This is a genomic window from Ferrovibrio sp. (assembly GCF_002796975.1).
Lineage (GTDB): Bacteria > Pseudomonadota > Alphaproteobacteria > Ferrovibrionales > Ferrovibrionaceae > Ferrovibrio.
The window spans coordinates 172592-197901 of record NZ_PEKV01000012.1 but is presented as its reverse complement, the minus strand read 5'-3'; the positions used below and the strand labels follow the sequence as shown (position 1 = coordinate 197901).

At 64.1% G+C, this 25310-nt stretch carries 25 protein-coding genes; 11 read left to right on the top strand and 14 right to left on the bottom strand.

Features of this window, described 5'->3' with window-relative positions:
- Positions 1-9 precede the first annotated feature (9 nt).
- Together CTR53_RS14305 and CTR53_RS14300 are read right to left on the bottom strand one after the other, a co-directional pair.
- On the bottom strand, positions 10-282 hold the full coding sequence (locus CTR53_RS14305; RefSeq protein WP_290814639.1) for a ribbon-helix-helix domain-containing protein: 273 nt from the start codon (positions 280-282) through the stop codon (positions 10-12).
- A 115-nt stretch (positions 283-397) separates the two neighbouring features.
- Positions 398-1600: a pyridoxal phosphate-dependent aminotransferase gene (locus tag CTR53_RS14300; protein WP_290814636.1), complete on the bottom strand. Its 1203-nt coding sequence runs from the start codon at positions 1598-1600 to the stop codon at positions 398-400.
- A 348-nt stretch (positions 1601-1948) separates the two neighbouring features.
- Here CTR53_RS14300 and CTR53_RS14295 point away from each other — a divergent pair, with 348 nt between their 5' ends.
- The 3 genes from CTR53_RS14295 (at position 1949) to CTR53_RS14285 (ending at position 5128) form a co-directional block, all read left to right on the top strand.
- A complete protein-coding gene (locus CTR53_RS14295) occupies positions 1949-2977 on the top strand; it encodes an ABC transporter substrate-binding protein (protein WP_290814633.1) in 1029 nt (342 codons plus the stop codon).
- Positions 2978-3129: 152 nt separating this feature from the next.
- A complete protein-coding gene (locus tag CTR53_RS14290; RefSeq protein ID WP_290815214.1) occupies positions 3130-4248 on the top strand; it encodes a CynX/NimT family MFS transporter in 1119 nt (372 codons plus the stop codon).
- Entirely contained in the window at positions 4238-5128 is an 891-nt protein-coding gene (locus CTR53_RS14285; protein WP_290814630.1) for a DMT family transporter, read from the top strand. Before CTR53_RS14290 ends, CTR53_RS14285 begins: the two co-directional genes overlap by 11 nt.
- Here the strand turns inward: CTR53_RS14285 and CTR53_RS14280 are convergent.
- The 3 genes from CTR53_RS14280 to CTR53_RS14270 are packed head-to-tail and all read right to left on the bottom strand — an operon-like array spanning position 5125 to position 9379.
- On the bottom strand, positions 5125-6693 hold the full coding sequence (locus tag CTR53_RS14280; protein ID WP_290814627.1) for a methyltransferase: 1569 nt from the start codon (positions 6691-6693) through the stop codon (positions 5125-5127). The genes CTR53_RS14285 and CTR53_RS14280 overlap by 4 nt on opposite strands.
- A gap of 15 nt (positions 6694-6708) precedes the next feature.
- Positions 6709-8391, bottom strand: a complete 1683-nt coding sequence (gene ettA, locus CTR53_RS14275; RefSeq protein WP_290814624.1) for an energy-dependent translational throttle protein EttA — start codon at positions 8389-8391, stop codon at positions 6709-6711.
- Between the two features lie 58 nt (positions 8392-8449).
- Entirely contained in the window at positions 8450-9379 is a 930-nt protein-coding gene (locus tag CTR53_RS14270; protein ID WP_290814621.1) for a histone deacetylase family protein, read from the bottom strand.
- 246 nt (positions 9380-9625) lie between these two features.
- Here CTR53_RS14270 and CTR53_RS14265 point away from each other — a divergent pair, with 246 nt between their 5' ends.
- The 3 genes from CTR53_RS14265 to CTR53_RS14255 all read left to right on the top strand — a co-directional run bounded on the left by CTR53_RS14265 (position 9626) and on the right by CTR53_RS14255 (position 14466).
- Positions 9626-10750 carry an efflux RND transporter periplasmic adaptor subunit gene (locus CTR53_RS14265; protein WP_290814618.1) on the top strand — a complete coding sequence of 375 codons (1125 nt, stop codon included), beginning with the start codon at positions 9626-9628 and terminating at the stop codon, positions 10748-10750.
- A gap of 24 nt (positions 10751-10774) precedes the next feature.
- Positions 10775-13912 (top strand): efflux RND transporter permease subunit, encoded by a 3138-nt coding sequence (locus CTR53_RS14260; protein ID WP_290814615.1) that lies wholly within the window; start codon positions 10775-10777, stop codon positions 13910-13912.
- Positions 13913-14019: 107 nt separating this feature from the next.
- Positions 14020-14466, top strand: coding sequence for an Hpt domain-containing protein (locus tag CTR53_RS14255; protein WP_290814612.1), 447 nt, complete (start codon positions 14020-14022; stop codon positions 14464-14466).
- Between the two features lie 9 nt (positions 14467-14475).
- Here CTR53_RS14255 and CTR53_RS14250 read toward each other — a convergent pair whose 3' ends face one another.
- A complete protein-coding gene (locus CTR53_RS14250) occupies positions 14476-15006 on the bottom strand; it encodes a response regulator (protein WP_290814609.1) in 531 nt (176 codons plus the stop codon).
- A 128-nt stretch (positions 15007-15134) separates the two neighbouring features.
- Between CTR53_RS14250 and CTR53_RS14245 the strand changes: the two genes are divergently transcribed.
- The 4 genes from CTR53_RS14245 to CTR53_RS14230 all read left to right on the top strand — a co-directional run bounded on the left by CTR53_RS14245 (position 15135) and on the right by CTR53_RS14230 (position 18129).
- Complete coding sequence (locus CTR53_RS14245) at positions 15135-15773, top strand: flavin reductase family protein (protein ID WP_290814606.1); 639 nt, start codon at positions 15135-15137, stop codon at positions 15771-15773.
- A gap of 141 nt (positions 15774-15914) precedes the next feature.
- Entirely contained in the window at positions 15915-17129 is a 1215-nt protein-coding gene (gene hemA / locus CTR53_RS14240; RefSeq protein ID WP_290814603.1) for a 5-aminolevulinate synthase, read from the top strand.
- Positions 17130-17215: 86 nt separating this feature from the next.
- A complete protein-coding gene (locus tag CTR53_RS14235; RefSeq protein ID WP_290814599.1) occupies positions 17216-17704 on the top strand; it encodes a hypothetical protein in 489 nt (162 codons plus the stop codon).
- Positions 17705-17793: 89 nt separating this feature from the next.
- Positions 17794-18129: a chorismate mutase gene (locus CTR53_RS14230; RefSeq protein WP_290814596.1), complete on the top strand. Its 336-nt coding sequence runs from the start codon at positions 17794-17796 to the stop codon at positions 18127-18129.
- A 59-nt stretch (positions 18130-18188) separates the two neighbouring features.
- On the opposite strand, the gene CTR53_RS14225 is transcribed toward CTR53_RS14230, so the two are convergent.
- From CTR53_RS14225 to CTR53_RS14190, 8 genes are all read right to left on the bottom strand, one after another.
- Positions 18189-18347 (bottom strand): DUF3309 family protein, encoded by a 159-nt coding sequence (locus tag CTR53_RS14225; RefSeq protein WP_290814593.1) that lies wholly within the window; start codon positions 18345-18347, stop codon positions 18189-18191.
- An 84-nt stretch (positions 18348-18431) separates the two neighbouring features.
- Positions 18432-18641 (bottom strand): DUF3185 family protein, encoded by a 210-nt coding sequence (locus CTR53_RS14220; protein ID WP_290814590.1) that lies wholly within the window; start codon positions 18639-18641, stop codon positions 18432-18434.
- 12 nt (positions 18642-18653) lie between these two features.
- The gene (locus CTR53_RS14215; protein WP_290814588.1) at positions 18654-18977 is read right to left on the bottom strand and encodes a BON domain-containing protein; all 324 of its coding nucleotides are present in this window, start codon (positions 18975-18977) and stop codon (positions 18654-18656) included.
- Positions 18978-19118: 141 nt separating this feature from the next.
- Complete coding sequence (locus tag CTR53_RS14210; RefSeq protein ID WP_290814585.1) at positions 19119-19385, bottom strand: YMGG-like glycine zipper-containing protein; 267 nt, start codon at positions 19383-19385, stop codon at positions 19119-19121.
- Between the two features lie 258 nt (positions 19386-19643).
- Positions 19644-20486 carry an NAD(P)-dependent oxidoreductase gene (locus CTR53_RS14205; protein ID WP_290814582.1) on the bottom strand — a complete coding sequence of 281 codons (843 nt, stop codon included), beginning with the start codon at positions 20484-20486 and terminating at the stop codon, positions 19644-19646.
- Positions 20487-20548: 62 nt separating this feature from the next.
- Complete coding sequence (locus CTR53_RS14200; protein ID WP_290814579.1) at positions 20549-20998, bottom strand: hypothetical protein; 450 nt, start codon at positions 20996-20998, stop codon at positions 20549-20551.
- A gap of 109 nt (positions 20999-21107) precedes the next feature.
- Positions 21108-22226, bottom strand: a complete 1119-nt coding sequence (locus CTR53_RS14195) for an MBL fold metallo-hydrolase (RefSeq protein WP_290814576.1) — start codon at positions 22224-22226, stop codon at positions 21108-21110.
- A gap of 209 nt (positions 22227-22435) precedes the next feature.
- Complete coding sequence (locus tag CTR53_RS14190; RefSeq protein ID WP_290814573.1) at positions 22436-24229, bottom strand: acyl-CoA dehydrogenase; 1794 nt, start codon at positions 24227-24229, stop codon at positions 22436-22438.
- A gap of 109 nt (positions 24230-24338) precedes the next feature.
- Here CTR53_RS14190 and CTR53_RS14185 point away from each other — a divergent pair, with 109 nt between their 5' ends.
- A complete protein-coding gene (locus CTR53_RS14185; RefSeq protein WP_290814570.1) occupies positions 24339-25283 on the top strand; it encodes an L-threonylcarbamoyladenylate synthase in 945 nt (314 codons plus the stop codon).
- Positions 25284-25310: the final 27 nt, after the last annotated feature.

Below are 25310 nucleotides of genomic sequence, written 5' to 3'. Positions count from 1 at the left end.
CGCCGTACGCTACTGTTCTTGCTTCCCTGCCGGCAGGTCCGCTCTGGCGGCGGTTCCCGTCGACTGCAGCAGCCCCTCTTTCGCCCGATCCAGAATCCACACCCGGATCGCGCTGGAGAGATTGCCCGAACGTGCAGCGTCGATATCGCTGACCATCTGGTTGATGGTCTTGTCCTCAGTCGCGGCCATCAGCTGCAGCGCCTCCCAGAACGCCTGTTCGAGGGAGATGCTGGTGCGGTGGCCGCCGACCACCACGGATCGTTTCTTTACCGTAGTCGGCATGCGTGACCTGTCCGGCCGGGCGACCGCGACAGAGGCTGCTTAGCATTGGCAGATTTCCGGGCCAAGACAGCCTCTCCGGTCGGCGTGACGGCCGTCACGAGTTACCTGTCAGAAATCAGGTCAGGTCGGCACAGAATTCCTGAATCCGCGTGCAGGCATCCTTCAGCGCCTCGGTTGACGTGGCGTAAGAGATGCGGAAATGCGGCGCCAGGCCGAAAGCCTGGCCGAACACCACCGCAACGCCGCGCTCTTCCAGCAGCGCATTGCAGAAATCCAGGTCGTTGTTGATCTTCACGCCGCCTTTCGAGGTCTTGCCGATGGTGCCGGCGCAGCTCGGATAGACGTAGAAGGCCCCTTCCGGCTTCGGGCAGCGGATGCCCTTGGCCTGGTTCAGCAGGCTGACCACGAGGTCGCGGCGCTGCTTGAACACCTGGTTGTTCTTCGGGATGAAGTCCTGCGGGCCGTTCAGCGCCTCGACGGCGGCGGCCTGGCTGATCGACGACGGGTTCGAGGTCGACTGCGACTGCAGGTTCGACATCGCCTTGATCAGCGGCTGCGGGCCGCCGGCATAGCCGATGCGCCAGCCGGTCATGCAGTAGGCCTTCGACACGCCGTTCATGGTCAGCGTGCGCTCATACAGCGCCGGCTCGATCTGCGCCGGGGTGGTGAATACGAAATTGTCGTAGACCAGATGCTCGTACATGTCGTCGGTCAGGATCCAGACATGCGGATGGCGGACCAGCACATCGGTCAGCGCCTTCAGCTCGTCGCGCGTATAGGCGGCGCCCGAAGGATTGGACGGCGAGTTCAGGATCACCCACTTGGTCTTCGGCGTGATCGCCTTTTCCAGCGTCTCGGCGCGCAGCTTGAAACCATCTTCGGCGCTGCCGGTGACGAAGACCGGCGTGCCGCCGGCGAAATTCACGATATCCGGATAGCTGACCCAGTAGGGCGCCGGGATGATCACTTCATCGCCCGGATTGACGGTGGCGAGCAGCGCATTGAACAGCACCTGCTTGCCGCCGGTGCCGACGCTGATCTGTTCGGGCTTGTAGTCCAGGCCGTTCTCGCGCTTGAACTTGGCGATGATTGCCTGCTTCAGCACAGCCGTGCCGTCCACGTCGGTATAGCGGGTGTCGCCGCGGTCGATCGCCGCCTTGGCGGCTTCGCGGATATTGGCCGGGGTCTCGAAATCCGGCTCTCCGGCGCCGAGGCCGATCACGTCGCGGCCGGCGGCCTTGAGCGCGCGGGCCTTCTGGGTGGCGGCAATGGTGGCAGACGGCTTGATGCGGCCGAGCGCATCGGACAGGAACGGCATTTTGGCGACTCCTAGGCGCGGACGGGGAGGAAATTGCGGGCGAACCATACGTCCGGCCTATGGGCGGTGCAACATATCAACTTGTCGCCGTGACAATGTTTTGCCGCAAAAGCAGGCAGCCGGGTGCAGGCATGGGCAATCACCCGGAATAGCCTCGGAAATACAGTGCTTTTTGGCAATGGACAGCATCCAAAAGGATGGACTCGGAATTGCATACGATCTGCCCCGAACCTGGGCACGATTCACTCTTGGCGGGTGCTTTCGGGCCGGCATAGACTGCCGGGCCTGAGCCGCAACCGACTCGAAGATAAAATGGCCAGGCCAGGCGTTTCACCGGGGAGACCGACAATGACTTTCGCACGTTCACTGACCTTTGCCGCGGCTGGCGTCACGCTGGCGCTCGGCCTTGGCGCCGCCGGCGCTGCCGATGCGCAGACCAAGATGAAATTCACCCTCGACTGGGCCTTCCAGGGACCGACCTCGGCTTTCCTGGTCGCCGAGCAGAAGGGCTACTACAAGGCCGCCGGCCTCGATCCCACCATCGATGCCGGCCAGGGCTCGGCCGGCGCGCTGCAGCGTGTCGCCACCGGTGCCTATGAAATGGGCTTCGCCGACATCAACGCGCTGATCGAATACAACGCCAAGAACCCGGAAGCGCCGGTGAAGGCCGTGATGATGGGCTATGACGCGCCGCCGTTCGGCGTCTATGCGCTGAAGTCGTCGGGCATCAAGACGCCGAAGGATCTGGAAGGCAAGAAGCTGGGTGCGCCGGTCTTCGACGCCTCGTTCAAGCTGTTCCCCTCCTATGCCGCCAAGGTCGGTATCGACAAGAGCAAGATCACCTACGTCAACCTGACCCCGCCGCTGCGCGAGCCGAGCCTGAAGAACCGCAGCGTCGATTTCATCAGCGGGCATTATTTCTCGTCGATCCTCGACCTCGAAAAGATCGGCGTGAAGCAGGAAGACGTGATCGCCTTCCCCTATGCCGATGCCGGCATGGACTTCTACGGCAATGCCGTCGTGGCCTCGCCGAAGTTCATCAAGGAAAACCCTGCAGCCGTGAAGGCCTTCGTGGCCGCCACCGTCAAGGCCTGGAAGGAAATCGTTGCCAATCCGGAAGTCGGCATCAAGGCGGCCAAGACCCGTGACGGCCTGATCGACGAAGCCCTGGAAATGAAGCGCCTGAAGATGTCGATCGAGCGCAACGTGGTAACGAAATACGTCAAGGAAAACGGCTTCGGCGGCGTCGACATGGCCCGCCTGCAGCGGTCCTCGGATGCGGTGGCTGCGGCCATCGGCCTGGCGAAGGCCCCGAAGGCCGCCGACCTGTTCGAGGAAGGCTTCCTGCCGCCGAAGGCCGAGCGCATGATGAAGTGATCGGCTGCCGAAAAGCTGATACAAGGAGGCGGCGGGGATTTCCCCGCCGCTTTTTTTGTGTTCCGGTTACCCCTCGCATGCTTGCAGTCTCCGCTTCCCCCAGCCGTCCGCCACAAGAATGAATGCATCGCGCCCACAGACNNATCGTGTCGATGCAGGTCGGCAAGCTGCCGCCGCTGCTGGGCCAGCTGCGCGCCGAATTCGGCCTCGATCTGGTGCTCGGCGGTTTGGTCGCCTCGTCGATCAGCCTGATCGGCGGGTTGTGCGGGGTTGTCGCTGGCTTTGCCGGCGACCGCATCGGCGGCCGGCGCGCCCTGATGTTTGGCCTGCTGATCAACGCCGCCGGCTCACTGGCCGGCGCCTTCAGTCATGACACGCCCTTCCTGCTGGCCGCACGCCTGATCGAAGGCCTGGGCTTTGTCATCACCGTGGTCTGCGGGCCCAGCCTGGTGGCGATGGCGGCACAGCCGGCGCAGCGCAGCCTCGCGCTTGGCCTGTGGAGCAGCTACATGCCGCTCGGCGTCACGCTCGGCATGCTCGGCGCGCTCGCCGTCAATCATGGCCTGCTCGACTGGCGCGGGCTGTGGCTGGCGCTGTCTCTGCTGCCGTTTGCCGCCGCCCTGCTGCTGCCGCGCCTGACGGCCGGAATCGCGACAGCGCCGCCGCGCAGGTTCAATGCCGCCGTGCTGCGCCGGCCGGGCCCGTGGCTGCTGGCCGGCTGCTTCGCCTGCTACACCACGCAATGGTTCTCTATCGTCACCTGGATTCCGACCTATTTGAAAGAAAGCGGCCTGGATAGCGAAACCCTGCTGGCGCTCGGTGTGGCCGCCGTCGTGCTGGTGAATGCCGTCGGCACCACCGTGTCCGCCGCCGTCATGCATCGCGGCATGCCGCGCTGGCTGATCGTCGCCGTGGTCAGCCTCAGCATGGGCGCACTGGGCACCGCATCTTTCGCGCCGGATATCCCCGTGCTGGCCAAGATCGCCTTCGCCATGGCGGCCAGCGGCTTCGGCGGCATGCTGCCGGCCGCCGTGCTGGCCAGCGTGCCGCAGCAGACGCGCGATCCATCCGAAATCGCCACTGTGAACGGCATTGTGGTGCAGTTGCTGAATATCGGCTCTTTCGTCGGCCCGCCGGCGCTGGCCGCACTGGTGGCGCATTTCGGCGGCTGGGCGGACGGGCGCTGGCTGCTGCTCGCGGCGGGCTGCATCGGGCTGTTGCTGGCACTGGGTCTGCGCGCCACTGAACGTAAGGCTCAGCATGAAGTTTAATCGCGGTGATGCTTATCTGCTGCTGACCGTTTTCATCTGGGGAAATACTTTCCCGACGGCGAAATACGTGCTCGGCATCCTGCCGCCGACCGTCTTTTCCTCGACGCGCTACCTGCTCGCCGCCACCACGCTTATGGCCGTCCTGATCTGGCGCGAAGGACTGAGGCTGCCGCGGCGGCGCGATCTGCTGCCGCTGATCGGCTTCGGCTTTCTCGGCATTACCCTGATGCAGCTGCTCTGGGCCAATGCACTGTCGATGAGTACGGCCTCGAAAGGCTCGATCCTGATTGCCACCTCGCCGATCTGGGCACTGATCCTGGGTCGCCTGCGCGGCCAGCGCCTTTCGACTGTCGCATGGGGCGGCGTGCTGCTGTCCTTTGCCGGTGTCTTCCTTGTCATCAACAACAGCCTGACCGCGATCACCGTCGGCGGCGGACATATCCTGGGCGATCTGCTGTTCCTGATGGTTGCCTTCTGCTGGGCGCTCTTCTCGGTGCTGTCGCCGCCCTACCTGGCGCGGCTCGGCACGCTCTATGTGTCGGGCTGGTCGATGCTGTTCGGTGCGCTGCTGCTGACCCCATTCATAGTCTGGGGCTGGAACGACACACCATGGGAAGCGATGCAGGCCGGCCATTGGGCCAGCTTCCTGTACACCGCCATTCTGGCTGGCGCGCTCGGCTACCTGCTCTGGTATGAAGGCATCGCGCGCCTCGGCGTCGCGCGTTCGGTGATCTATTCCTACCTGATCCCGGTTTTTGCCATGATCAGCGCGATCGCTTTCCTCGGCGAACACGTCTCGCTGGTACAACTGATCGGCGCAGCGATCGTGATCGGCGGGCTGGTGCTGACGCGGCAAGCAACGCCGGCGCCTTCAGCCTAGCTTTCAGCGATCAGACAGACGCTGCCATCCGGCAGCGGCTCGGTCGCCAGCAGGAACAGGCCCTCGGCCTTCGCGGCCTCACCCAACGCCTCGGCATTGCCGGTGAAGACACCGATGAACACGCCGGCCAGCGCCAGTGCGATCTTCACCGCCGAGAAGAAGGCAGCGGGATCGGCCTGAACGACGGCGGGATCGGCGGCCATGATCAGGTCGTAGTGATCGGGACGATCCTCGAGGAACCGGATCACGGCCTCGCTGTCGCAATCGTCATAAAGCCCGGTCTCGAAGGCGCGGCGGCTGCGCGCCTGATCTTCCGACACCATGTCGAGATGCTGGGCCAGTGCCCGCAATGCAGTGGCATGCAACGCGAGGCAGCCGCCCAGATCGATCGCCCAGCCGATGCTGAAGCCCTTGCCGATCATGCGCTGCGCGGCATCCGCCACGACGGCGGCATGCGGGGCATCCAGGCCGGCGACGAGATCGTCGAGCGAGGTGGCAGAGAGTTTCGCCGATTGCGATTCCGGCGTTTCCTGCGCGCGCAAGGCAAACACATAGCCCTGCACGGGTTTATTTTCTTCCTTGCGCAGCTCGATCTCATCGAGGCTGAGCACGACGAAACCGGCCTCGGCGGCGCGTTTGCGCAAATAGGCTTCGCCATGCTGGTAGCGTCCGGTCTTGCCGGCCTGATAGCGCGCACCGACGCCCTTCTCCACCGTGGCCACGAACAGGCCATTGTCGGGCAGCGCGGCGCGTACGACGTCGAACAGCGCACGCAGATCGCCGAAATAAGACAGCACGTCGGCGGCGGCGACCAGATCGTAGCCAGCGGGATGCTTCTGCAGTTCGGCGACGATCTCGCCGACCGCCAGCGCGTCATACAGCCGGCGGGCACGGGCCTTTTCCACCATCTTCGGCGACAGGTCGATGCCATCGAGATGCTTCACCAGCCCGTGCAGTTCCGGCGCCAGCAGGCCGGTGCCACAACCAAGGTCGATGGCGCGGGCGGCCGTCCTGCCCTCACCCAGTGCGGCGCGGACGGAAGCCGCCACATGCTGCGGCGCGCGATAGTCGAGCCAGCCGACCAGCTTCTCGTCGAAACTGTCGGCAAACGCATCGAACAGCGCGGCGACATAGGCTTCATTGGCCTTCTCGGGTGCCTCGCCGGCCAGCACGGCCACCATATGGCGGGCCTCGGCATGGCCGGGGTCGAGCGCCAGCATGCGGCGATAACTGATCAGCGCATCGGCGCGGCGATCCAGCCGCACCTGCAGGCGCGCCACCTGATGCAGCAGGCTTTCAGACTTCGGCGTCGCGGCGAGCGACGCCTGCAGGCGCTCCAGCTGGGTTGCTAGTGTCTCGCCCAGCCGCAGTTGCGCCAGTGCGCTGTGCACCGGATCGATCGCGGCAGCCACCGGCGCTGACGCCGGCGCCACCTTCTGCACGCCGCCCAGCCCGAGCAGCATGTCGCTGATTGCACTCGCGCCTGAGAAACCGGACGGCGGGCGGCGGACGGGACCGCCGCCACCACCGCTTTTCTTCTGCGCCCGCCGCTCTTTCCGATTCATGGGCGGTTCATGGCCTTAGCGGCGTTCCAGCGGCTTGTATTTGATGCGGTGCGGCTGGTCGGCATCGGCGCCGAGGCGGCGCTTCTTGTCGGCCTCGTAATCCTGGTAGTTGCCCTCGAACCACACGACATGGCTGTCGCCTTCGAAGGCCATGATATGGGTGGCGAGGCGATCGAGGAACCAGCGATCATGGCTGATCACGATGGCGCAGCCGGCGAAATTCTCCAGTGCCTCTTCCAGCGCGCGCAGCGTATCGACGTCCAGATCGTTGGTCGGTTCGTCGAGCAGCAGGACATTGGCACCGGTCTTCAGCATCTTGGCCAAATGCAGGCGGTTGCGCTCGCCGCCCGACAGCATGCCGACCTTCTTCTGCTGGTCGGCGCCGCGGAAATTGAACCACGAGCAATAGGCGCGGCTCGGCACGTCGCGCTTGCCCAGCGTGATCATGTCGTTGCCTTCGGAGACTTCTTCCCAGACGGTTTTCTTGTCGTTCAGGCTGTCGCGGCTCTGGTCGACATAGCCGAGCTGCACGCTGTCGCCGACGCGCAGCGTGCCCTGGTCGGGCTGTTCGCCGCCGGTGAGCATGCGGAACAGCGTGGTCTTGCCGGCACCGTTCGGGCCGATGATCCCGACGATGCCGCCGGGCGGCAGCTTGAAGTCGAGGTTGTCGATCAGCAGGCGGTCGCCGAAGCCCTTGGAAAGCCCCTCCGCCTCGATCACCACATTGCCCAGGCGCGGACCGGCCGGGATGGTGATCGAAACCGCATCGGCGGCCTTCTCGTTCTGCGCCTGCAGCATTTCTTCATAGGCCTTGAGGCGGGCCTTGGACTTGGCCTGGCGCGCGCGCGGGCTCTGGCGCACCCATTCCAGTTCCTGCGCCAGCGACTTGCGGCGGCTGTCCTCTTCCTTGCCTTCCTGGGCGAGGCGCTTTTCCTTCTGCTCCAGCCAGGAGGAGTAGTTGCCCTCCCACGGAATGCCCGAGCCGCGATCCAGTTCGAGGATCCAGCCGGCAACGTTGTCGAGGAAGTAGCGGTCGTGGGTGATGGCCACGACGGTGCCTTCGTATTCGTGCAGGAAGCGTTCGAGCCAGGCGACCGATTCCGCATCGAGATGGTTGGTCGGTTCGTCGAGCAGCAGCATGTCGGGTTTGGACAGCAGCAGGCGGCACAGCGCGACGCGGCGCTTCTCGCCACCCGACAGCTTGGTCACATCGGCGTCGCCCGGCGGGCAGCGCAGGGCGTCCATGGCGATCTCGACACTGCGCTGCAGATCCCAGGCATTCGCCGCGTCGATCTTTTCCTGCAACTCGGCCTGTTCGGCAATCAGCGCATTCATCTCGTCGTCGTCGGTGACTTCACCGAACTTCATCGAGACTTCCTCGAAGCGATCCAGCAGCGCCTTGGTTTCGGCGACACCTTCCATCACGTTGCCGAGCACATCCTTGCTGGCATCCAGATGCGGCTCCTGCGGCAGGTAGCCGACCTTGACGCCATCGGCGGCCCAGGCCTCGCCGGTGAATTCCTTGTCGAGGCCGGCCATGATCTTGAGCAGGGTCGACTTGCCGGCGCCGTTGGAGCCCAGCACGCCGATCTTGGCGCCCGGCAGGAAGCTGAGCCAGATACCCTTCAGAACCTGCTTGCCGCCCGGATAGGTCTTGGCCAGGTCCTTCATCACGTAAATATACTGGTACGACGCCATTTTTCGCTCCGGGCTGAAAGGCTGAAAAGTCGGCCGATTTGTATAGAAATGGGGCGGTTTATGCCAGCATCAGCGCCCTGACATGGGCCGCCGTGGCGCTGGCCAGCGCCGGCAGGTCGTAGCCGCCTTCCAGCGCGGAGACCACCCGGCCCTGCGCCGTCCGGCTGGCGACCTGCAGCAGCTTTTCCGTGATCCAGTAATAGTCCTGGTCGGTCAGCTGCAGCTGCGCCAGCGGGTCGGCGACATGGGCATCGAAACCGGCCGAGACGATCAGCAGCTCGGGCGCGAACTGTTCAAGTTTCGGCAGCAGGCTGCGTTCGCAGGCTGCGCGGAATTCGCTCGATCCGGCATAGGGCCGCAACGGCAGATTGACAATATTGCCGGCAACCCCATGCTCGCCCGCAGCGCCGGTGCCGGGATAAAGCGGCATCTGATGCGTGGAGGCGTAGAACAGCCCGGCATCGGACTCAAACGCGGCCTGGGTGCCGTTGCCGTGATGTACATCGAAATCGACCACGGCGACGCGCTGGATGCCCCAGCGGTCGCGCGCATGGGTCGCACCGATAGCAACGTTGTTGAACAGGCAGAAGCCCATCGCCTGGTCGGGCTCGGCATGGTGACCCGGCGGGCGCACGGCGCAGAAGGCGTTGCGCAGTTCGCCGCCCATCACGGCGTCGACGGCGGCGCAGACCGCGCCGGCAGCTCGCAGCGCGGCCTCACCAGACCCGGGAGACACCACCGTATCGCCATCGACGTAGTTGAGCCCGCGTGCCGGGATCGCGGCCATCACCTGGTCCACATAGGCCCCGGGGTGGACCCGGCTGATCTGCGCCGGGGTGGCGCGCGGCGCTTCCCGGCGATCGAGATAGAGGAATTCCTCCCCCTCCAACCGGGCGAGGATGACACGCAGCCTATCCGCGCATTCGGGATGACCTTCTCCCGTGTCATGGGAGAGACAGGCGGAATGGCTGTACAGGCCGGTTACCATCCGCGCTCCTTAACCATCCGCTTTCTCCCAGTCTTCACAAAACCGTTGGCGAGCTGCCGGCCGGGCCTGTTACGGAGAAAAAAGCACGACCTTGCCGAATAGGCCGTATACAATAGATCACGCAGCCGCCGAAATCAGCAGCCCGCTGCAATAGGGCCCCTCTTTGACGGGAGGGATTGGCGCTGCATCCGGGGGCACGCCGAAGGGTCGGCTCGGGGCCTTTTACAAGGGTTGGCAGAGGAAACAATGAAAGTCTGGAGTCAAGTTCTGGTTGTCGGCGTCATCGCCGCCGGCGCTGCAGGCGCGCTCATCTTTCGGGACAACTTGCCGTTCGTGCGCTCGTCGCAGACGGCAGCAGGCAAACCCGCTGCCAGTATTCCTGCGCTGCCGATTGAAGCCGTGCCGGTTCGCCGCATGGAGATCACGCGCACCATAGAAGCCGTCGGCACCGCCCAGGCCAACGAAGCCGTCACCATCACGGCGAAGGCGACCGGCATTGTCGAACGGCTGAACTTTCAGGACAGCCAGATGGTGAAGGCCGGCGTCATCCTGGTCGAACTCGAAGCTGCCGAAAGCTCCGCCAATATCGGCGCGCTGCGCGCCGCACGCGATGCCGCCAGGATGTCGTATGACCGCGCCAAGCAGCTGATCGAAAGCAAGGTGGTGGCGCAGGCCCGCCTTGACGAGGTCTCGAAAGCCTACGAAGCCGCCGAGGCCCGGCTGCGCGCTGAGCAGGCGAAGTTTTCCGACAGCGTGATCCGCGCGCCGTTCAACGGCAAGCTCGGCCTGCGCAAGGTCAGCCTCGGCGCCCTGGTGCGGCCGGGCGACGTTATCACCACGCTGGACGACACCACGCTGATCAAGCTGGAATTCGAAGTGCCGGAAACCGTATTGGGCGGCGTGAAGATCGGCAATACCGTGAGCGCCAAGGCCACGTCGATGCCGGACCGCAAATTCGACGGCGTGGTCACCACCATCGACAGCCGCATCGATCCGACCACGCGCGCCGTACGCGTCCGCGCCCAGATTCCGAACGCTGACGACGCCCTGAAGCCGGGCATGTTCATGACGGTGGCGCTCAGCGTCGGCAAGGTGCCCGATGCCATGATGGTGCCGGAAGAGTCGCTGCTGGCGCAGGGCGGCGAACAGTTCGTCTTCGTGATCCGCGAGGGTCGTGCCACCCGCACCCGCGTCACCGTCGGCCAGCGCCTGCCCGGCCTGGCGCAGATCACCAACGGCCTGCATCCCGACGATCATGTGGCCATCACCGGCCTGCAGCAGCTGCGCGACGGCTCACGCGTACGGCAGACCAATGCCCAGGGCAGCGCGCCACCGGCTTCGGGTACGCCCAGCCAGAAATCCTCCAGCTAAGCCCGGACAGTAGCAGGCAGCGTCATGGTTCTCTCCGACATTTCGATCAAGCGCCCGGTCTTCGCGACCGTGATGGCGCTCGTGCTGATCATCTTCGGCCTGTTCGCGCTGCGCGGCATGGCGGTGCGCGAATATCCCGATATCGATCCGCCGGCAGTGAATGTCAGCACGATCTATCGCGGCGCTTCGGCCGAGATCATCGAGAGCAAGATCACCCAGGTGATCGAGGATTCGGTGGCCGGCATCGAAGGCATCCGCACCATCACTTCGGCCAGCCGCGAGGAATCCAGCTCGATCAGCATCGAGTTCAACCTGAGCCGCAATGTCGACGCAGCCGCCAACGATGTACGCGACAAGGTCAGCCGCATCCTGTCCAAGCTGCCCGACGAAGCCGACCAGCCGATCATCGCCAAGACCGAGGCCGACGCCCGGCCGATCATCTACATCTCGCTGTTCAGCGACCGCCTGAGCCTGCTCGAACTGACCGACTATGCCGACCGCTACCTAGTCGACCAGATGTCGATCATCGACGGCGTCGCCTCGGTGAACATCTACGGCGCGCGGCGCTATTCCATGCGCGTCTATCTCGACCGCATGGCAATGGCCGCCCGCAATGTCACCGTGCAGGATGTGGAAGAAGCGATCCGCCGCCAGAATGTCGAGCTGCCGTCCGGCCGCGTCGAAAGCAACACGCGCGAATTTACCGTACGCGCCGATTCTGGGCTGCGTACCGCGCAGCAGTTCCGCAATGTCGTGCTGCGCGAACAGGATGGTTATCTGCTGCGGCTCGGCGAAGTCGCCAAGGTGGAACTCGGCGCCGAGGACGACCGCACCGAGCAACGCATCAACGGCGTGACTGCCATCGGGCTGGGCATCATCCGCCAGTCCAAGGCCAATGCCATGGAAATCTCCACCGGCGTCGCCGCCACCGTCGACCGGCTGAAGGACAGCCTGCCGACCGGCGTGCGCATGGAAGTGACCTACGACCAGTCGAAATTCATCAGCCAGTCGATCTACGAAGTGTTTCATGCGCTGACCGTGGCGCTGTCGCTGGTGATCGGCGTGATCTTCCTGTTCCTGCGCTCTTGGCGCGCCACCCTGATCCCCGCCGTCGCCATTCCGGTTTCGGTGATCGGCTCCTTCATCGTCATCGGTTCGCTCGGCTATTCGATCAACGTGCTGACCCTGCTGGCGCTGGTGCTGGCCATCGGCCTTGTGGTCGACGATGCCATCGTGGTGCTGGAAAACATCCACCGGCGCATCGAGCTGGGCGAACCGCCGCTGCTGGCCAGTTTGCGCGGCGCCCGCCAGATCGGCTTCGCCGTCATCGCCACCACCGTGGTGCTGATAGCCGTCTTCGTGCCGATCTCGCTGATGGATGGCAATACCGGCCGCCTGTTCCGCGAATTCGGCATGTCGGTCGCCGCGGCTGTGCTGTTCTCGGGTTTCGTCGCGCTGACGCTGACGCCGATGATGTGTTCCAAGCTGCTGCATGAAGCGAAAGAAGAAGGCCGCTTCTACCATGTGACCGAGAAGTTCTTCGTCGGCCTGGGGAACGGCTATGGTCGGCTGCTACGCCGCTCGCTCGGGACCCCGGTCGTCGTTCTCGGGCTCGGCGTGGCAGTATCGATTGCTGCCTTCCTGATGTTCAAGGCATTGCCGCGCGAATTTGCCCCGATCGAAGATCGCGGCGCCTTTTTCGTGATCGTCGAAGGACCGGAGGGTTCGTCCTACGATTATACGCGCAAGAATGTCATCCAGATGGAGAAGGTGCTCGAGAAGCACATCAAGTCCGGCGCGGTAACGATTGTGATGTCGAATGTGGCGCCGGCCTGGGGCGGACGTCCTGCCCCGGTTAATTCGGGCTTCGTCGTCGTCCGCATGGCCGACTGGGACAAGCGCGATGTCAAACAGCAGGAAATCGCCCGTCAGGTCTTCCGCGAACTGCAGGCCCTGACCGGCGTGCGCGCCATCGTCGTCAATCCGCCCAGCCTCGGCCTGCCGGGTGCGCAGTCGCCGGTGCGCTTCATTCTCGGCGGCTCGACCTATGCACAGCTCGACGAATGGTCGGATCGCATCATGGTCAAGGCGCAGGAAAATCCGAACCTGCTCGGCCTGAAGAAGAACTACCAGCCGACCCGTCCCGAAATCCGTGTGCAGATCGACCGCGACCGCGCCGCCGATCTGGGCGTGAATGTCGAGACCATCGGCCGCACGCTGGAAACCATGCTGGGTTCGCGCGAAGTCACCAACTTCCAGCGTGACGGCAAGCAGTACAAGGTGCTGGTACAGGCCCCGGTCGATCAGCGCGTGACGCCGAACGACCTGAACAACATCTATGTGCGCGGCAGCAACACCGGCGGCAAGCTGGTGCCGCTGGCCAGTCTGGTCTCCATCCAGGAAGGCGCGAGTGCCCGTGAACTGAACCGCACCGACCGTCTGCGTTCGGTGATGATCGAAGCCTCGATGGTGCCGGGCTATACGCTCGGCCAGGCGCTCGACTATCTCGACGGCGTGGCGGCCGAAGTGCTGCCGCCAGAGGTCCGCATCTCCTATTCCGGCCAGAGCCGCGAGTATAAGGAATCCTCGGCGGCCATCTTCATCACCTTCGGCCTGGCGCTGATCGTGGTGTTCCTGGTGCTGGCCGGCCAGTTCGAGAGCTGGATCCACCCCATCATCATCATCCTGTCGGTGCCGCTGGCGGTGACCGGCGCGCTGGCCGGCCTGCTGCTGGCGGGGCAGACGCTGAACGTATACAGCCAGATCGGCATCATCATGCTGGTCGGCCTGATCGCCAAGAACGGCATCCTGATCGTGGAGTTCTCCAACCAGCTGCGCGACGAGGGCCAGGGCATCTACGATGCCGTGGTGAATGCCTCGATCGCCCGCCTGCGGCCGATTCTGATGACCACCATCGCCACCGTGTTCGGCGCTGTTCCGCTCGCCTTCGCCAGCGGCGCGGGCGCCGAGTCGCGCGCCGCCCTGGGCTGGGTGATCGTCGGCGGCATGACCTTTGCTACCCTGCTCAGCCTGTTCGTGGTTCCGGTGCTGTACCTGCTGCTGGCCCGCTTCACCAAGCCGGCCGGCTTCATCGCCCGCAAGCTGAGCGAACTGGAAAAGACCCCCGACGTGGAGGCCGGCAAGGCCGAGCCCGCAGAGTAGCCTGTTCTAAGGGAGAGGTTACCAGTTGATAACCTAGACTTTGGGGCTCGGGGGGCTGCCTTATATCCGGCCACCTAGAATCATTCTTAAAAGAAGCCCTGTCGATAATGACCCAGAGTAACAGTAAGCCTCCCGGTACCACCTCCGATAAGGAGTTCGGGGTTGCGGTTGCCAGTGCCCAGGCGGCAGTGGCGGGGCTGTCCGACAAGTATATCGGCTGGGTGAATGACGATCTGAAGCGGCTCGACGCTGCGATTGCCGGCGTGACCGACGGCGCCAATGCCGACGCGCTGCGTGCAGTCTATGGTGTCGCACACGACATCAAAGGCCAGGGTAGCACTTTCGGCTATCACCTGATCACGGATATCGGCCAGCTGCTCTGCCGCTACACCGAACGCGCCATCGAGCACAAGAAGGTCGAACGCGCGGTGATCGATGCCCATGTCGAAGCGCTGCGCACCGTGGTCGACAATCGCATCCAGGGCCCGGCCGGCGAGCTCGGCCGGGAAATCATCGACGCCCTCAAGGGCGTCGCCGAACGCAGCTTCGCTTAAAATCCGCCCTCAGCGGGCAGCACGGTCCGCCGCACGACGGAATGGCCCAGCATAATCGGCACGCACCTGGCGACGCCGGTCAGGGCCGAAATAGCCACCATCCTTGATGAACTTGCGCGGCCGCTCGACCATTTCGCGCAGCCGGGCTTCGACTGCCTTCGGCGCCAGTGGCAGTGCCAGCACTTCGTTGACCCCGGCATCCAGCGCGCGCCGGATACGCTCGCGCGTGACGGTGCCGGTAACAATCACGGCAGGCAGGAATGGCGCCGGCGAGTCCGGGGCACGTCGCAGGCGTGCGATCAGCTCGAGCCCGTCCTCGCCGACGAGTTCCCAGCGGACGATGACGGCATCGACGCGCAGGCCCGTCACGCTGCCATTCGCCTGCGGAACGCCCTTCAGCAGGGTCCAGGCCTGCGTCGCATCCGACACGATATTCGGCGTCTTGATGCGCAGAGTCGACATCAGTCGGCGCCAGGTCGATGCGACATCCGGATCCGGCTCGACAACCAGCAGTTCCAGTCGATTGAGGTCGTAAGGCATCCTGGGCCCGTTCGGGCAAACTCCGGGGATTATGATCGGCGCCGGTGGACGGCGGCGCCTGTTTGCCTCACTTTATCATCGATATCTTCCAGCCGCGACATGCAGCCGGGCCGCCAGTGAGATTCACGATGCCGAACGAGACCACCGCCAGCGCCGATTTTCATTATTACGAACCCGCGAAAGGTCACGGCCTCGCGCATGATCCGTTCAAGGCCATCGTCGGCCCGCGGCCGATCGGCTGGATTTCGTCGCGCGATGGCAACGGCCGCGTCAATCTGGCGCCCTACAGCTATTTCAACGCCTTTCACGACAAACCGCCGATCGTGGCGTTTGGCAGTACCGGCTGGAAAGACAGCATCCGCAACATCCAGGACACCGGCGAGTTCGTCGCCAATCTCGCCACCCGTCCGCTGGCCGAGGCGATGAATAAAACCTCGGCCACGGTGGATGCCGATGTCGACGAATTCGCGCTCGCCGGTCTGACGCCGGCGAACTGCCGGAACGTGGCCGTGCCGCGCGTGGCCGAGAGCCCCACCGCACTGGAATGCAAACTGCTGCAGGTGATCCAGCAGCATGATCTGGAAGGCCGTCCGCTGCAGGCCTGGATGGCGCTGGGCCAGGTGGTCGGCGTGCATATCAACCGGGCCTACATCAAGGACGGCCTGTTCGATGCCGGCGCCGCGCGCCCCATCATGCGTTCGGGTTATCTGGCCGACTATTTCGAGGCCACGCCGGAAACCATGTTCCGCATGAGCCGTCCTGCCTGACGTTTTTTTGCGCCGCAGTAGCATCTGCGTGAAGTGCCGCCTGCGACCCCTCGCCGCGCCCAAGCCCCGGCAGAGGGTCTAGCCAGCCGGTCCGCCGGGGCCTAGTATCCGGCCACCAGCAAGGATGTAGCGTAAGGTCCCATGGATTACGAAGCTCTCTTCAGCCAGGCAGTCGAAAGGCTGCACAGCGAGAAGCGCTACCGGGTGTTCACTGAACTCGCCCGGAACTGCGGCAGCTTCCCTGTGGCCGATAACCACAGCGGCATCGGGCCGGCAAAAATCACCATGTGGTGCTCGAACGATTATCTCGCCATGGGCCAGAATCCCGTGGTGATCGAAGCCATGCAGCAGGCGGCCCAGGAATTCGGCGCCGGCGCTGGCGGCACCCGCAACATTTCCGGCAACAGCCACGCGATCGTTGAACTCGAACGCGAACTGGCCGACCTGCACGGCAAGCAGGCCGCGCTCGCCTTCATGTCGGGCTACATCGCCAACCAGACCTCGCTGTCCACGCTTGCCAAGCTGATGCCCGGCTGCGTGATCCTGTCGGATGCGGACAACCACAATTCGATGATCGAGGGTATTCGCCAGGCCGGCTGCGAACGGCAGATCTGGCGCCACAACGATGTCGCGCATCTGGAAGAACTGCTGCAGGCGATTCCGGCCGACCGGCCGAAGATGATCGCCTTTGAGAGCGTCTATTCGATGGATGGCGACATTGCGCCCATCCATGCGATCTGCGACCTCGCCGACAAATACGATGCCATGACCTATCTCGACGAGGTGCATGCCGTCGGCCTGTACGGCAATCGCGGCGGCGGTATCGCCGATCGCGACGAGGCGATGCACCGCATCCACATCATCCAGGGCACGCTGGGCAAGGCTTTCGGCGTGGTGGGCGGCTATATCGCCGGCAGCGCCATGATGATCGATGCCGTACGCTCCTACGCGCCGGGCTTCATCTTCTCCACCGCGATGCCGCCAGCCATTGCCGCGGCTGCTGCTGCCAGCGTGCGCTATCTCAAGCGCAGTCAGGTCGAGCGCGCCCGCCACCAGGAGCGCGCCGCGACGCTGCGCCGCATGCTGCTGAATGCCGGCCTGCCCGTGCTGGTCAACCAGAGCCATATCGTGCCGGTCATGGTGGGCGATGCCGCCCTGTGCAAGGCCGCGTCCGACATGCTGCTGGCCGATCACGGCATCTATATCCAGCCGATCAATTACCCGACGGTGCCGCGCGGCACCGAGCGGCTGCGCATCACGCCGACCCCGGTCCATACCGATGCGATGATGCAGGCCCTGACCAATGCCCTGCTGGATGTCTGGCAGCGCCTGGGGCTACGTCGCGAAGCGGCATAATCTGGCGGTCCAGGTTACCAGATTTAAACTCCTGCAAAGACTACCCCTGATAGTACTAAATCCTGCCCAGCCTTTCCGGGTCCAGGATGTCGTCGCGCAATTTCCAATCCCTTCCCGATTTCGGCTTCAGTATCGACCAGGTGCGGCAACTTCAGGCCCGCATGGTGCGGCCGCAATTCCTCTACATTTCCGGCCCGGCCGGCGGCGGTAAGACCAAGGCGGCGCTGCTGCTGGCCTGGACGTTCTTCCAGGCCTATCGCCGGCCGTTCCGGATCGACGGCCAGGACATGACGACGGCGCAGATCCGCCAGGCCGCCATCGAGAAGACTGCCGGCATCCTGTTCCACGATCTGGCCTCGCCGCATGACTACCTGAAAGCCGGCTACTGCTTCGATTGCCATATGACCGCCATCGGCATCGCTTTCGATGGCCTGCCCAACGCCACCTACGGCCATGCCACCCTGCTGACGCAGCTGCCGGCGCTGGTCACGCGCGAGGACGTTACGGTGATCGGCATCGACCGCGCCGATGAAGACGGCGTCGAACGCTACAAGGCCGACATCCACCTGCAGTGAGCGGCCGGCGGCGGGAGGCTTGACCCCCGCCCCAGCGGCAGCATCATGGGCGCCCTGTTTCTCTGACGTCCCTCCCGGCAGGTTTCTCCATGGCTTCCGATACCCCCACGACCGTGCATCCCGAGCTGCTGCGCCTGCGCGACAGCATCGACAATATCGATGCGGCCCTGATCCATCTGCTGGCCGAGCGATTCAAATGCACCCAGCAGGTCGGTCGCCTCAAGGCCACCGAGAAGCTGCCGCCGGCCGACCCGACGCGTGAAGCGCGTCAGATCGCCCGCCTGCGCCAGCTGGCCGAAACCGCCAAGCTGGACCCGGATTTTGCCGAGAAATTCCTCGCCTTCATCGTCCGGGAAGTGATCCGGCATCACGAAGCGATTGCCAGTGAAAGCCGGGCCAGCGAAACGCCGGGCCACGAATCTTAAAAAAACGGCGCCCGGACCTTTCGGGCCGGACGCCGCATTAAACTGCCATTGCCTGAACGCTATATACGTCCCATCAACAGCAAGACGATCACCACGAGCAGGATGATGCCGATGCCGCCGCTGGGGTAGTAGCCCCAGCCGCTGCTGTATGGCCAGCTCGGCACCGCGCCGATGAGCAGAATGATCAGGATAATCAGCAGAATCGTGCCTATACCCATGGCACACCTCCCTTGGGCTGAACAGATAAACTAAAATCAGGAGAGCCGGCGCCGGATCGCGAATGACCCGGCGCCGAAACTGACTCAGGCCTTGCGACCAAGCAGGAGCAGCACCAGGCCGCCGCAGGCCGCAGCTGCGCCGCCGATCAGATACCACATGGTGCGATCGCTGTAGCTGCCGGTGAAAGTTTCCTGCAACTGTTCCATCGGCGCATCCGATGCGTTAAGGCCGAAGCCGAGCAGGATGGCGCCGGCAACCAGCGCGATCACGCCCAACACGCGTCCCATCGGCATGGCGGCGCAGCCTTACTTCACAACGAGATCGTTTTTGACCGCGCGCACGCCCTGCACGTTGCGGGCGATCTGCTCGGCACGCGACTTGGACGCCGCGGTATCGACGAAGCCACTCAGCTGCACGGTGTCCTTGAAGGTTTCAACGCTGATCTGGCCGGCCTTGGTGACCGGGTCGCGGATCAGTTCAGCCTTCACTTTGGTGGTGATGGCGGCAGAGTCGACATATTCGCCGGTCGATTCCTGCTTCGAGGTGGAGCTGCAGGCGGAAACCGCCACGGCGCCGCCCAGCATGGCAACGACGGCGAGGCTGCGGGAGAACTGGGAGAGGGTCAACATGACATCGTCCTTTTCTGTGGTTGGTTGGTGAGTGAGTAATGAAAACCCTTGGGTTGGTCGGCCCGCCGGCGACTTCAGGTCAAAGCCACCGGCGGCCGTGGCAATCCCCGACAGCCCCTTCCTGTACGGAAGGCAGACGCGTTAGCGCCAGGCCGGCTTGCCGAGGTTGATCTGATCTTCGTCGGTCAGCGCGCCAGTGGCCGCACCGGCCGCACCGCCGATCACTGCGCCGCCAACGGCATTGCCGGTCAGCGCGCCGCCCACGGCACCGACACCGGCACCGATGGCACCGCCCGACAGCGCACGATCGGATTTCGACTGGCCGCAGGCGCCCAGCGACGCACTGGCAGCAATCAGGGCTATGGCCGCAGCCGCGGCCATCAGACGGGTTTTCGCAAGATGGTTCATGGTCGCCTCCTTGGAGCCCGATGGCTCCGGTTCGGCAGACCGGCCCGCATTCGCACACCGCTCTGCACTTCTGCGCAAACAACGGGTTTGGACTGCGGAGGTTCCACTGCCACGCTGGTGTGGCAGGTGCGAAATCGCCGGAAAGGCGCAGAAAATCGCGCCTGTCTCGCGGCCAACCCCAGAAATCTCACACCGCTTTCACAGATTTCTGCTGGGTATCGAACAGCTATAAATTTGAGCGACTCGCAGCGCCACTCCTCAGACGAAGAAGTCGGGAATCAGATCGGTCTCGGCAGTGCCGGGATAGCGGTAGCGTTCGAAATGCGTCAGGCCGGCCTCGCGCAAGACTTCGTCATCAATGAAGAAATTGCCGGTGGTCTCTTTCGCCGGCCTGGTCAGCACCACATGCGCCGCATCCGACATGATCTCGACCTTGCGGCATTTCTTGCGCAGCTCAGGCCCAGTGATCACGTTCATCGCATCGGTATCGATGGCGGTGCGCGGCCACAGCGCATTGACGCCGACACCCTTCTTCTTGAATTCACCGGCCATACCAAGCACGCACATGCTCATGCCGAATTTCGCCATTGTGTAGGCGACATGAGGCGCGAACCAGTGCTCCTTCATATTCAGCGGCGGCGACAGATTGAGGATATGCGGGTTCTCGGCCTTCATCAGATGCGGCAGGCATTTCTGGCTGCACAGATAGGTGCCGCGCGTATTGATCTGATGCATCAGGTCGTAGCGCTTCATCGGCGTTTCCAGCGTGCCGGTCAGCGAAATGGCGGAAGCGTTGTTGACCAGGATATCGATGCCGCCGAAGGCCTCGACCGTCCTGGCGACCGCGTCTTCTACCACGGCTTCCTCGCGTACATCGACCACTAGCGGCAGCGCCTTGCCGCCGGCTTTCTCGATGGCTTCAGCGGCGGTGTAGATGGTGCCGGCCAGTTTGGGATGCGGTTCGGTGGTCTTGGCGGCGATGGCGACATTGGCGCCGTCTTTCGCGGCGCGCAGGCCGATGGCCAGACCGATGCCGCGGCTGGCACCCGTGATGAACAGCGTTTTGCCCTTGAGCGAACCGGTCCTGATAACTTCGGCCATGGCGTGCCTCCCCTTATTATTTGCGCCAGTCTAGCGCTGGGAAGGCAGAGGGACCAAGGGGCTTAGCGCTTTTTCGCTGGTGCCTTCGCAGTCGTCCATTTGCCGCCACCGCGCGCACAGGCCTCGGACGCATTGGCCGGCATGCCTTCGTAGAAATACGCCTTGATCAGTGCCGTTTCCGGCACATTCGGATCCGGTGCATCCGGCAAGCCCTGCATGCGACGCAGATTGGCCTGGATAGTGCGCAGCGGCGTGATGCAGAGGCCGACATAGGCGGCAGGGCACTTCTCCAGCCGTTCCGGCACGGTGCGGACCTGGGCGCCGGCCGGGCGACACATGGCGGTGATCGTACTCTGCGGCATGTCGGTGACTTCGTGGCACTGCACGACCTTCGGGCCGCCATTCGGAGTCATGTCCAGCGTCTGCTTGCAGGCTTGTGCGGAACCGCTGGACGGCATGAACAATACGGCGAGGCCCAGCCCGAAAACGGCCAGGACAAAAACGGATTTCATGGAATATCCCGTCGTCTGAGGAACGGCCGGTCCGGCGCAATGCACTACGACCAGGATCAACCTGCGGAGGGAATGCGGTATTTGTAAGGCGTGCGCACTGCGCCGCCCGTTACTGCGCTGCCTGGGCCTCAGTGTCACTATGGCTGAACTCGAACACGCCAGCCGGGCTGCGGCGGCGCACGATGCGGCCCTGATGCATCAGATGATGCAGGTGTGCCAGCGCCTCGCCGGCGGCCAGCGTCATATGATCCTTGATGTCGCGGCGGAACAGCAGCGGCAGCGTTTCGATCACCGTATGGGGTCGCTGCCGAAGTGCGGCCACCAGCGCATCCAGTCGGGTTTCGTGATGACGCTGCAGCATACCGATGCGCACATGCAGGCCGACGAAAGGATCGCCATGTGCCGGCAGCACCAGCACATCGCCCGGCAGATCGGCGAATTTGGCAAAGGAGTCGAGATACTGCGTCAGCGGCCTGGCTTCCGGCTCGCCCGGATAGACGCCGATATGCGGCGAGATACGCGGCAGCACCTGGTCGCCCGAGATCAGCAGGTTGAGCTCGGCGCTGAACAGGCAGGCATGTTCGGGCGAATGGCCGCAGCCGACGATGATGCGCCAGTCATGCCCGCCGATGCGGATCACATCGCCTTCGCTGATGCGATGGAAATGCCGCGGGATCGGCGTCACGGCTTTTGAGAAATTGCCGTAGCCGCGCGCCTTGATGGCGGCGATCTGCTCTTCGCTGAAACCGAGCCGCTCGTAGAAGGCGATGACCTCCTGCGGCACGTCGGGCTGTTCCTCCAGCGCCAGCATGCGGCCGAAGGTCCATTCGCCCAGCGTCATCCACAGCGGCGCATCGAATTTCTGCTGCAGCCAGCCGGCGAGGCCGAGATGATCGGGATGGAAATGCGTGCACAGGATGCGGGTGATCGGCTTGCCCTTGAGGTGGTGCTCGACCACTTCGTCCCAGATCTTCTGCAGCTTCGACGATTTGAAGCCGGTATCGATCAGCATCCAGCCATCGTCTTCCTCGATGAGCCAGAGATTGATGTAGTCCAGGCCCGGAATGGGCACCGGCATGCGCAGCCATAGCACACCGGGCCGCATCTCCATCACTTCGCCGTCGCCGGGACGGCCGTCAAACGGATAAGTCAGGCTGCCCTGATCGGAGACGGCGGTGCCGTCGATGCCGGGAACGGCTTTACTTTCAGATGCAGAGGCATCGGACACGATTGCTGGTCCTGATTATGATTTCTGGGGCTGATTGCGTCACAGTCTGACGCTTAGCTAGGCCTCAGACAAGCCAAGTCCAGCGCTGACGTTACGGAAGTCAAAAAATGGGATCCGCGGGTCAAGCCCGCGGATGACGAGGAATCTTGAGTATTTGTCATGTCCGGGACCCAGGAGGAGTCTCTTGGCCGGGCATCCCATTTTTCCATTCACGCGCGCAGCAGTTCCGGCGTCACATCGGCCAGGCTGGCGCTGCCTTCGGTGGCAGAACGGCACAGGCCATCCACACTGGTCAGAACCTGATCGGCAAACAGCCGTGCCGATACGATTTTCGCCGTGAAATACGGATCGGTGCCACCCTTGGCGATTTCCGCCTTCGCGGCGAGCGCCTGCTTGGCCAGCAACCAGCCGCCCACCGTGGTGGCGAAAGCCCTCAGATAGGGTGTGGCGCCAGCCAGCGCGACCTCGGGATTTTTGGCAAGCTGCCCGCCAATCCACTGGCTGGCCTTGGCCAGCGACTTCAGCGCCGCATCCAGATTCGCATGGATGGTGGCAAATCCCTCACCCGCTTTCGCGGTCTCGGCCACGATACCCGCGATCTGCGCGAACAGTGCCTTCACCGTCTCGCCGCCATTCTGCGGCAGCTTGCGGGTGACCAGATCAATGGCCTGGATACCGTTGGTGCCTTCATAGATCGGCAGGATGCGCGCATCGCGGTAATGCTGGGCCGCACCGGTTTCCTCGATGAAGCCCATGCCGCCATGGATCTGCACACCCATCGAAGCCACTTCGCAGCCGATGTCGGTGGACCAGGATTTCGACAGCGGCGTCAGCAGTTCCACCAGCGCCTTAGCCTCCTTGCGCGCTGCTTCGTCCGGCAGATGATGCGCGCGGTCGATGGCGGCGGCATTCAGATAGATCAGACCGCGGCAAGCTTCGGTCAGGCTGCGCATCAGCATCAGGGTACGGCGCACGTCGGCATGTTCGATGATCGAGACATGCTGTTCGGCATTCATGCCGGGATGGCGGCCCTGCTTGCGCTGCTCGGCGTAATCCAGCGCCTGCTGGTAAGCGCGTTCGGCAATCGCCAAACCCTGGCAGCCGACCGACAGCCGCGCATTGTTCATCATGGTGAACATACAGCGCATGCCCTGGTTTTCTGCGCCGAGCAGATAGCCGACGCAGTCGCCGTTGTCGCCATAGCTCATCACGCAGGTCGGACTGGCATGGATGCCCAGCTTGTGCTCCAGCGACACCACACGCAGATCGTTGCGCTTACCCAGGCTGCCGTCCTTGTTGACCAACACCTTCGGCACGATGAACAGCGAGATACCCTTGGTGCCGGGCGGCGCATCGGGCAGGCGGGCGAGTACGAGGTGGATGATGTTATCCGCCATGTCGTGTTCGCCATAGGTGATGAAGATCTTGCTGCCGCTGATCCTGTAGGTGCCGTCGCCCACCGGCACGGCTTTCGACTTCAGTGCGCCGACGTCGGAACCTGCCTGCGGTTCGGTCAGATTCATCGAGCCGGTCCATTCGCCCGACACCATCTTGGGCAGGTAGGTGGCGCGCTGTTCGTCGGTGCCATGCGCGATGATCGCGTCGATGGCGCCCTGGGTCAGCAGCGGGCAGAGCGAAAACGACAGATTGGCCGACTGCACCATTTCCTGCGCCGCCATGGTGACCGCCCAGGGCATCGCGCCGCCACCGAGGTGTTCGGGGAAAGGCATGCCGTTCCAGCCGCCCGCGACGAATTTCTTGTAGGCATCGGCAAAGCCCGGGGCGGTGCGCACCACGCCGTTTTCGGCCTTGGCGCCATGCTGGTCGCCGCCACGGTTGAGAGGCGAGAGCACGCCGGCGGCGAACCTGGCCGCCTCTTCCAGAACGGCGGCCACGGTTTCCGCTTCGGCAGTCTCCAGGCCGGGCAGCTGGGCCAGATCGGCCAGGCCGGCAACATGCTCCAGCGTGAAACGCATATCCTTGACGGGGGCGACGTATTCCATCTCGGTCTCCCTGACCAAAAGCTCCCAGAAACACTTCTTGGGGCGCAGGGATATTATGGTCCGGGATGCCTAGCAAGGCCAAGGCCTGCGGGTTAAGACTCGGATCGCTATGGTTGACGTAACGATTTCAGAAGCGGTCGAGCGCCTGCTGCGCGGCGAGGTGGTGGCCATCCCGACCGAGACGGTCTATGGCCTGGCCGCCGATGCCACCAATGCGTCGGCGGTGGCAAAGATTTTCGCCGCCAAGGGTAGGCCGGATTTCAACCCGCTGATCAGCCATGTCGCCGATTTCGCCCAGCTCGATGCGCTGGTCATCGTGGATGCGCCTGCACGCCGGCTCGCCGAGGCCTTCTGGCCAGGCGCGCTGACCCTGGTGCTGCCGCGCCGCGACGACTGCCCGGTGGCGCCGGCGGTGTCGGCCGGACTGCCCTCGCTGGCGCTGCGCATGCCGGCACATCCGCTTGCCCGCGAATTGCTGGCCCGCGTCGGCCGTCCGGTGGCGGCACCCTCGGCCAATCGATCCGGCCATGTTTCGTCCAGCACGGCGCAGCATGTGCGCGACAGCCTCGGACCGGAAATCGCGGTACTAGATGGCGGGGCCTGCAAAGTGGGGCTGGAATCCACCGTGATCGGGCTGACCGGCGACAGGCCGACATTGCTGCGGCCGGGCGGCATCGCCGCTGAAGCCATCGAGGCCGTGCTCGGTGAAACACTGGTGCAGCCCACGGACAGCAGACTCCAGTCGCCCGGCATGCTGCTGAAGCATTACGCCCCGCGCCTGCCGGTGCGGCTGGATGCCGCCGGAGCCCATGAAAATCCAAACCTGGGCCGGGAAGGTCTGCTCAGCTTCGGCAGGCCGCTGTCCGGTTTCGCCACGGTCTATCCCTTGAGCGAAAGCGGCGACCTGGCCGAGGCTGCTGCGCGGCTTTACGCAGGCCTGCATGCGCTCGATCAGATCCCCGGACTCGACGGCATCGCCGTCATGCCGATTCCACAGCAGGGCCTCGGTGCTGCGATCAACGACCGTCTGACCCGCGCCGCCAGAGGTCGCTAGGCGTGGACGTTAGCCGCCGGAGAGCTA

Bases quoted from the DNA above. Each gene is read 5' to 3' on its own strand.
- CTR53_RS14290 (WP_290815214.1), top strand. From the start codon at position 3,130: ATGCAGGTCGGCAAGCTGCCGCCGCTGCTGGGCCAGCTGCGCGCCGAA.
- CTR53_RS14225 (WP_290814593.1), bottom strand. From the start codon at position 18,347: ATGGGTATAGGCACGATTCTGCTGATTATCCTGATCATTCTGCTCATC.
- CTR53_RS14235 (WP_290814599.1), top strand. From the start codon at position 17,216: ATGTCGTCGCGCAATTTCCAATCCCTTCCCGATTTCGGCTTCAGTATC.
- CTR53_RS14255 (WP_290814612.1), top strand. From the start codon at position 14,020: ATGACCCAGAGTAACAGTAAGCCTCCCGGTACCACCTCCGATAAGGAG.
- CTR53_RS14200 (WP_290814579.1), bottom strand. From the start codon at position 20,998: ATGAAATCCGTTTTTGTCCTGGCCGTTTTCGGGCTGGGCCTCGCCGTA.
- hemA (WP_290814603.1), top strand. From the start codon at position 15,915: ATGGATTACGAAGCTCTCTTCAGCCAGGCAGTCGAAAGGCTGCACAGC.
- CTR53_RS14295 (WP_290814633.1), top strand. From the start codon at position 1,949: ATGACTTTCGCACGTTCACTGACCTTTGCCGCGGCTGGCGTCACGCTG.
- CTR53_RS14215 (WP_290814588.1), bottom strand. From the start codon at position 18,977: ATGTTGACCCTCTCCCAGTTCTCCCGCAGCCTCGCCGTCGTTGCCATG.
- CTR53_RS14220 (WP_290814590.1), bottom strand. From the start codon at position 18,641: ATGCCGATGGGACGCGTGTTGGGCGTGATCGCGCTGGTTGCCGGCGCC.
- CTR53_RS14245 (WP_290814606.1), top strand. From the start codon at position 15,135: ATGCCGAACGAGACCACCGCCAGCGCCGATTTTCATTATTACGAACCC.
- CTR53_RS14250 (WP_290814609.1), bottom strand. From the start codon at position 15,006: ATGCCTTACGACCTCAATCGACTGGAACTGCTGGTTGTCGAGCCGGAT.
- CTR53_RS14210 (WP_290814585.1), bottom strand. From the start codon at position 19,385: ATGAACCATCTTGCGAAAACCCGTCTGATGGCCGCGGCTGCGGCCATA.
- CTR53_RS14305 (WP_290814639.1), bottom strand. From the start codon at position 282: ATGCCGACTACGGTAAAGAAACGATCCGTGGTGGTCGGCGGCCACCGC.
- CTR53_RS14265 (WP_290814618.1), top strand. From the start codon at position 9,626: ATGAAAGTCTGGAGTCAAGTTCTGGTTGTCGGCGTCATCGCCGCCGGC.
- CTR53_RS14185 (WP_290814570.1), top strand. From the start codon at position 24,339: ATGGTTGACGTAACGATTTCAGAAGCGGTCGAGCGCCTGCTGCGCGGC.
- CTR53_RS14270 (WP_290814621.1), bottom strand. From the start codon at position 9,379: ATGGTAACCGGCCTGTACAGCCATTCCGCCTGTCTCTCCCATGACACG.
- CTR53_RS14300 (WP_290814636.1), bottom strand. From the start codon at position 1,600: ATGCCGTTCCTGTCCGATGCGCTCGGCCGCATCAAGCCGTCTGCCACC.
- ettA (WP_290814624.1), bottom strand. From the start codon at position 8,391: ATGGCGTCGTACCAGTATATTTACGTGATGAAGGACCTGGCCAAGACC.
- CTR53_RS14280 (WP_290814627.1), bottom strand. From the start codon at position 6,693: ATGAATCGGAAAGAGCGGCGGGCGCAGAAGAAAAGCGGTGGTGGCGGC.
- CTR53_RS14230 (WP_290814596.1), top strand. From the start codon at position 17,794: ATGGCTTCCGATACCCCCACGACCGTGCATCCCGAGCTGCTGCGCCTG.
- CTR53_RS14285 (WP_290814630.1), top strand. From the start codon at position 4,238: ATGAAGTTTAATCGCGGTGATGCTTATCTGCTGCTGACCGTTTTCATC.
- CTR53_RS14190 (WP_290814573.1), bottom strand. From the start codon at position 24,229: ATGGAATACGTCGCCCCCGTCAAGGATATGCGTTTCACGCTGGAGCAT.
- CTR53_RS14260 (WP_290814615.1), top strand. From the start codon at position 10,775: ATGGTTCTCTCCGACATTTCGATCAAGCGCCCGGTCTTCGCGACCGTG.
- CTR53_RS14205 (WP_290814582.1), bottom strand. From the start codon at position 20,486: ATGGCCGAAGTTATCAGGACCGGTTCGCTCAAGGGCAAAACGCTGTTC.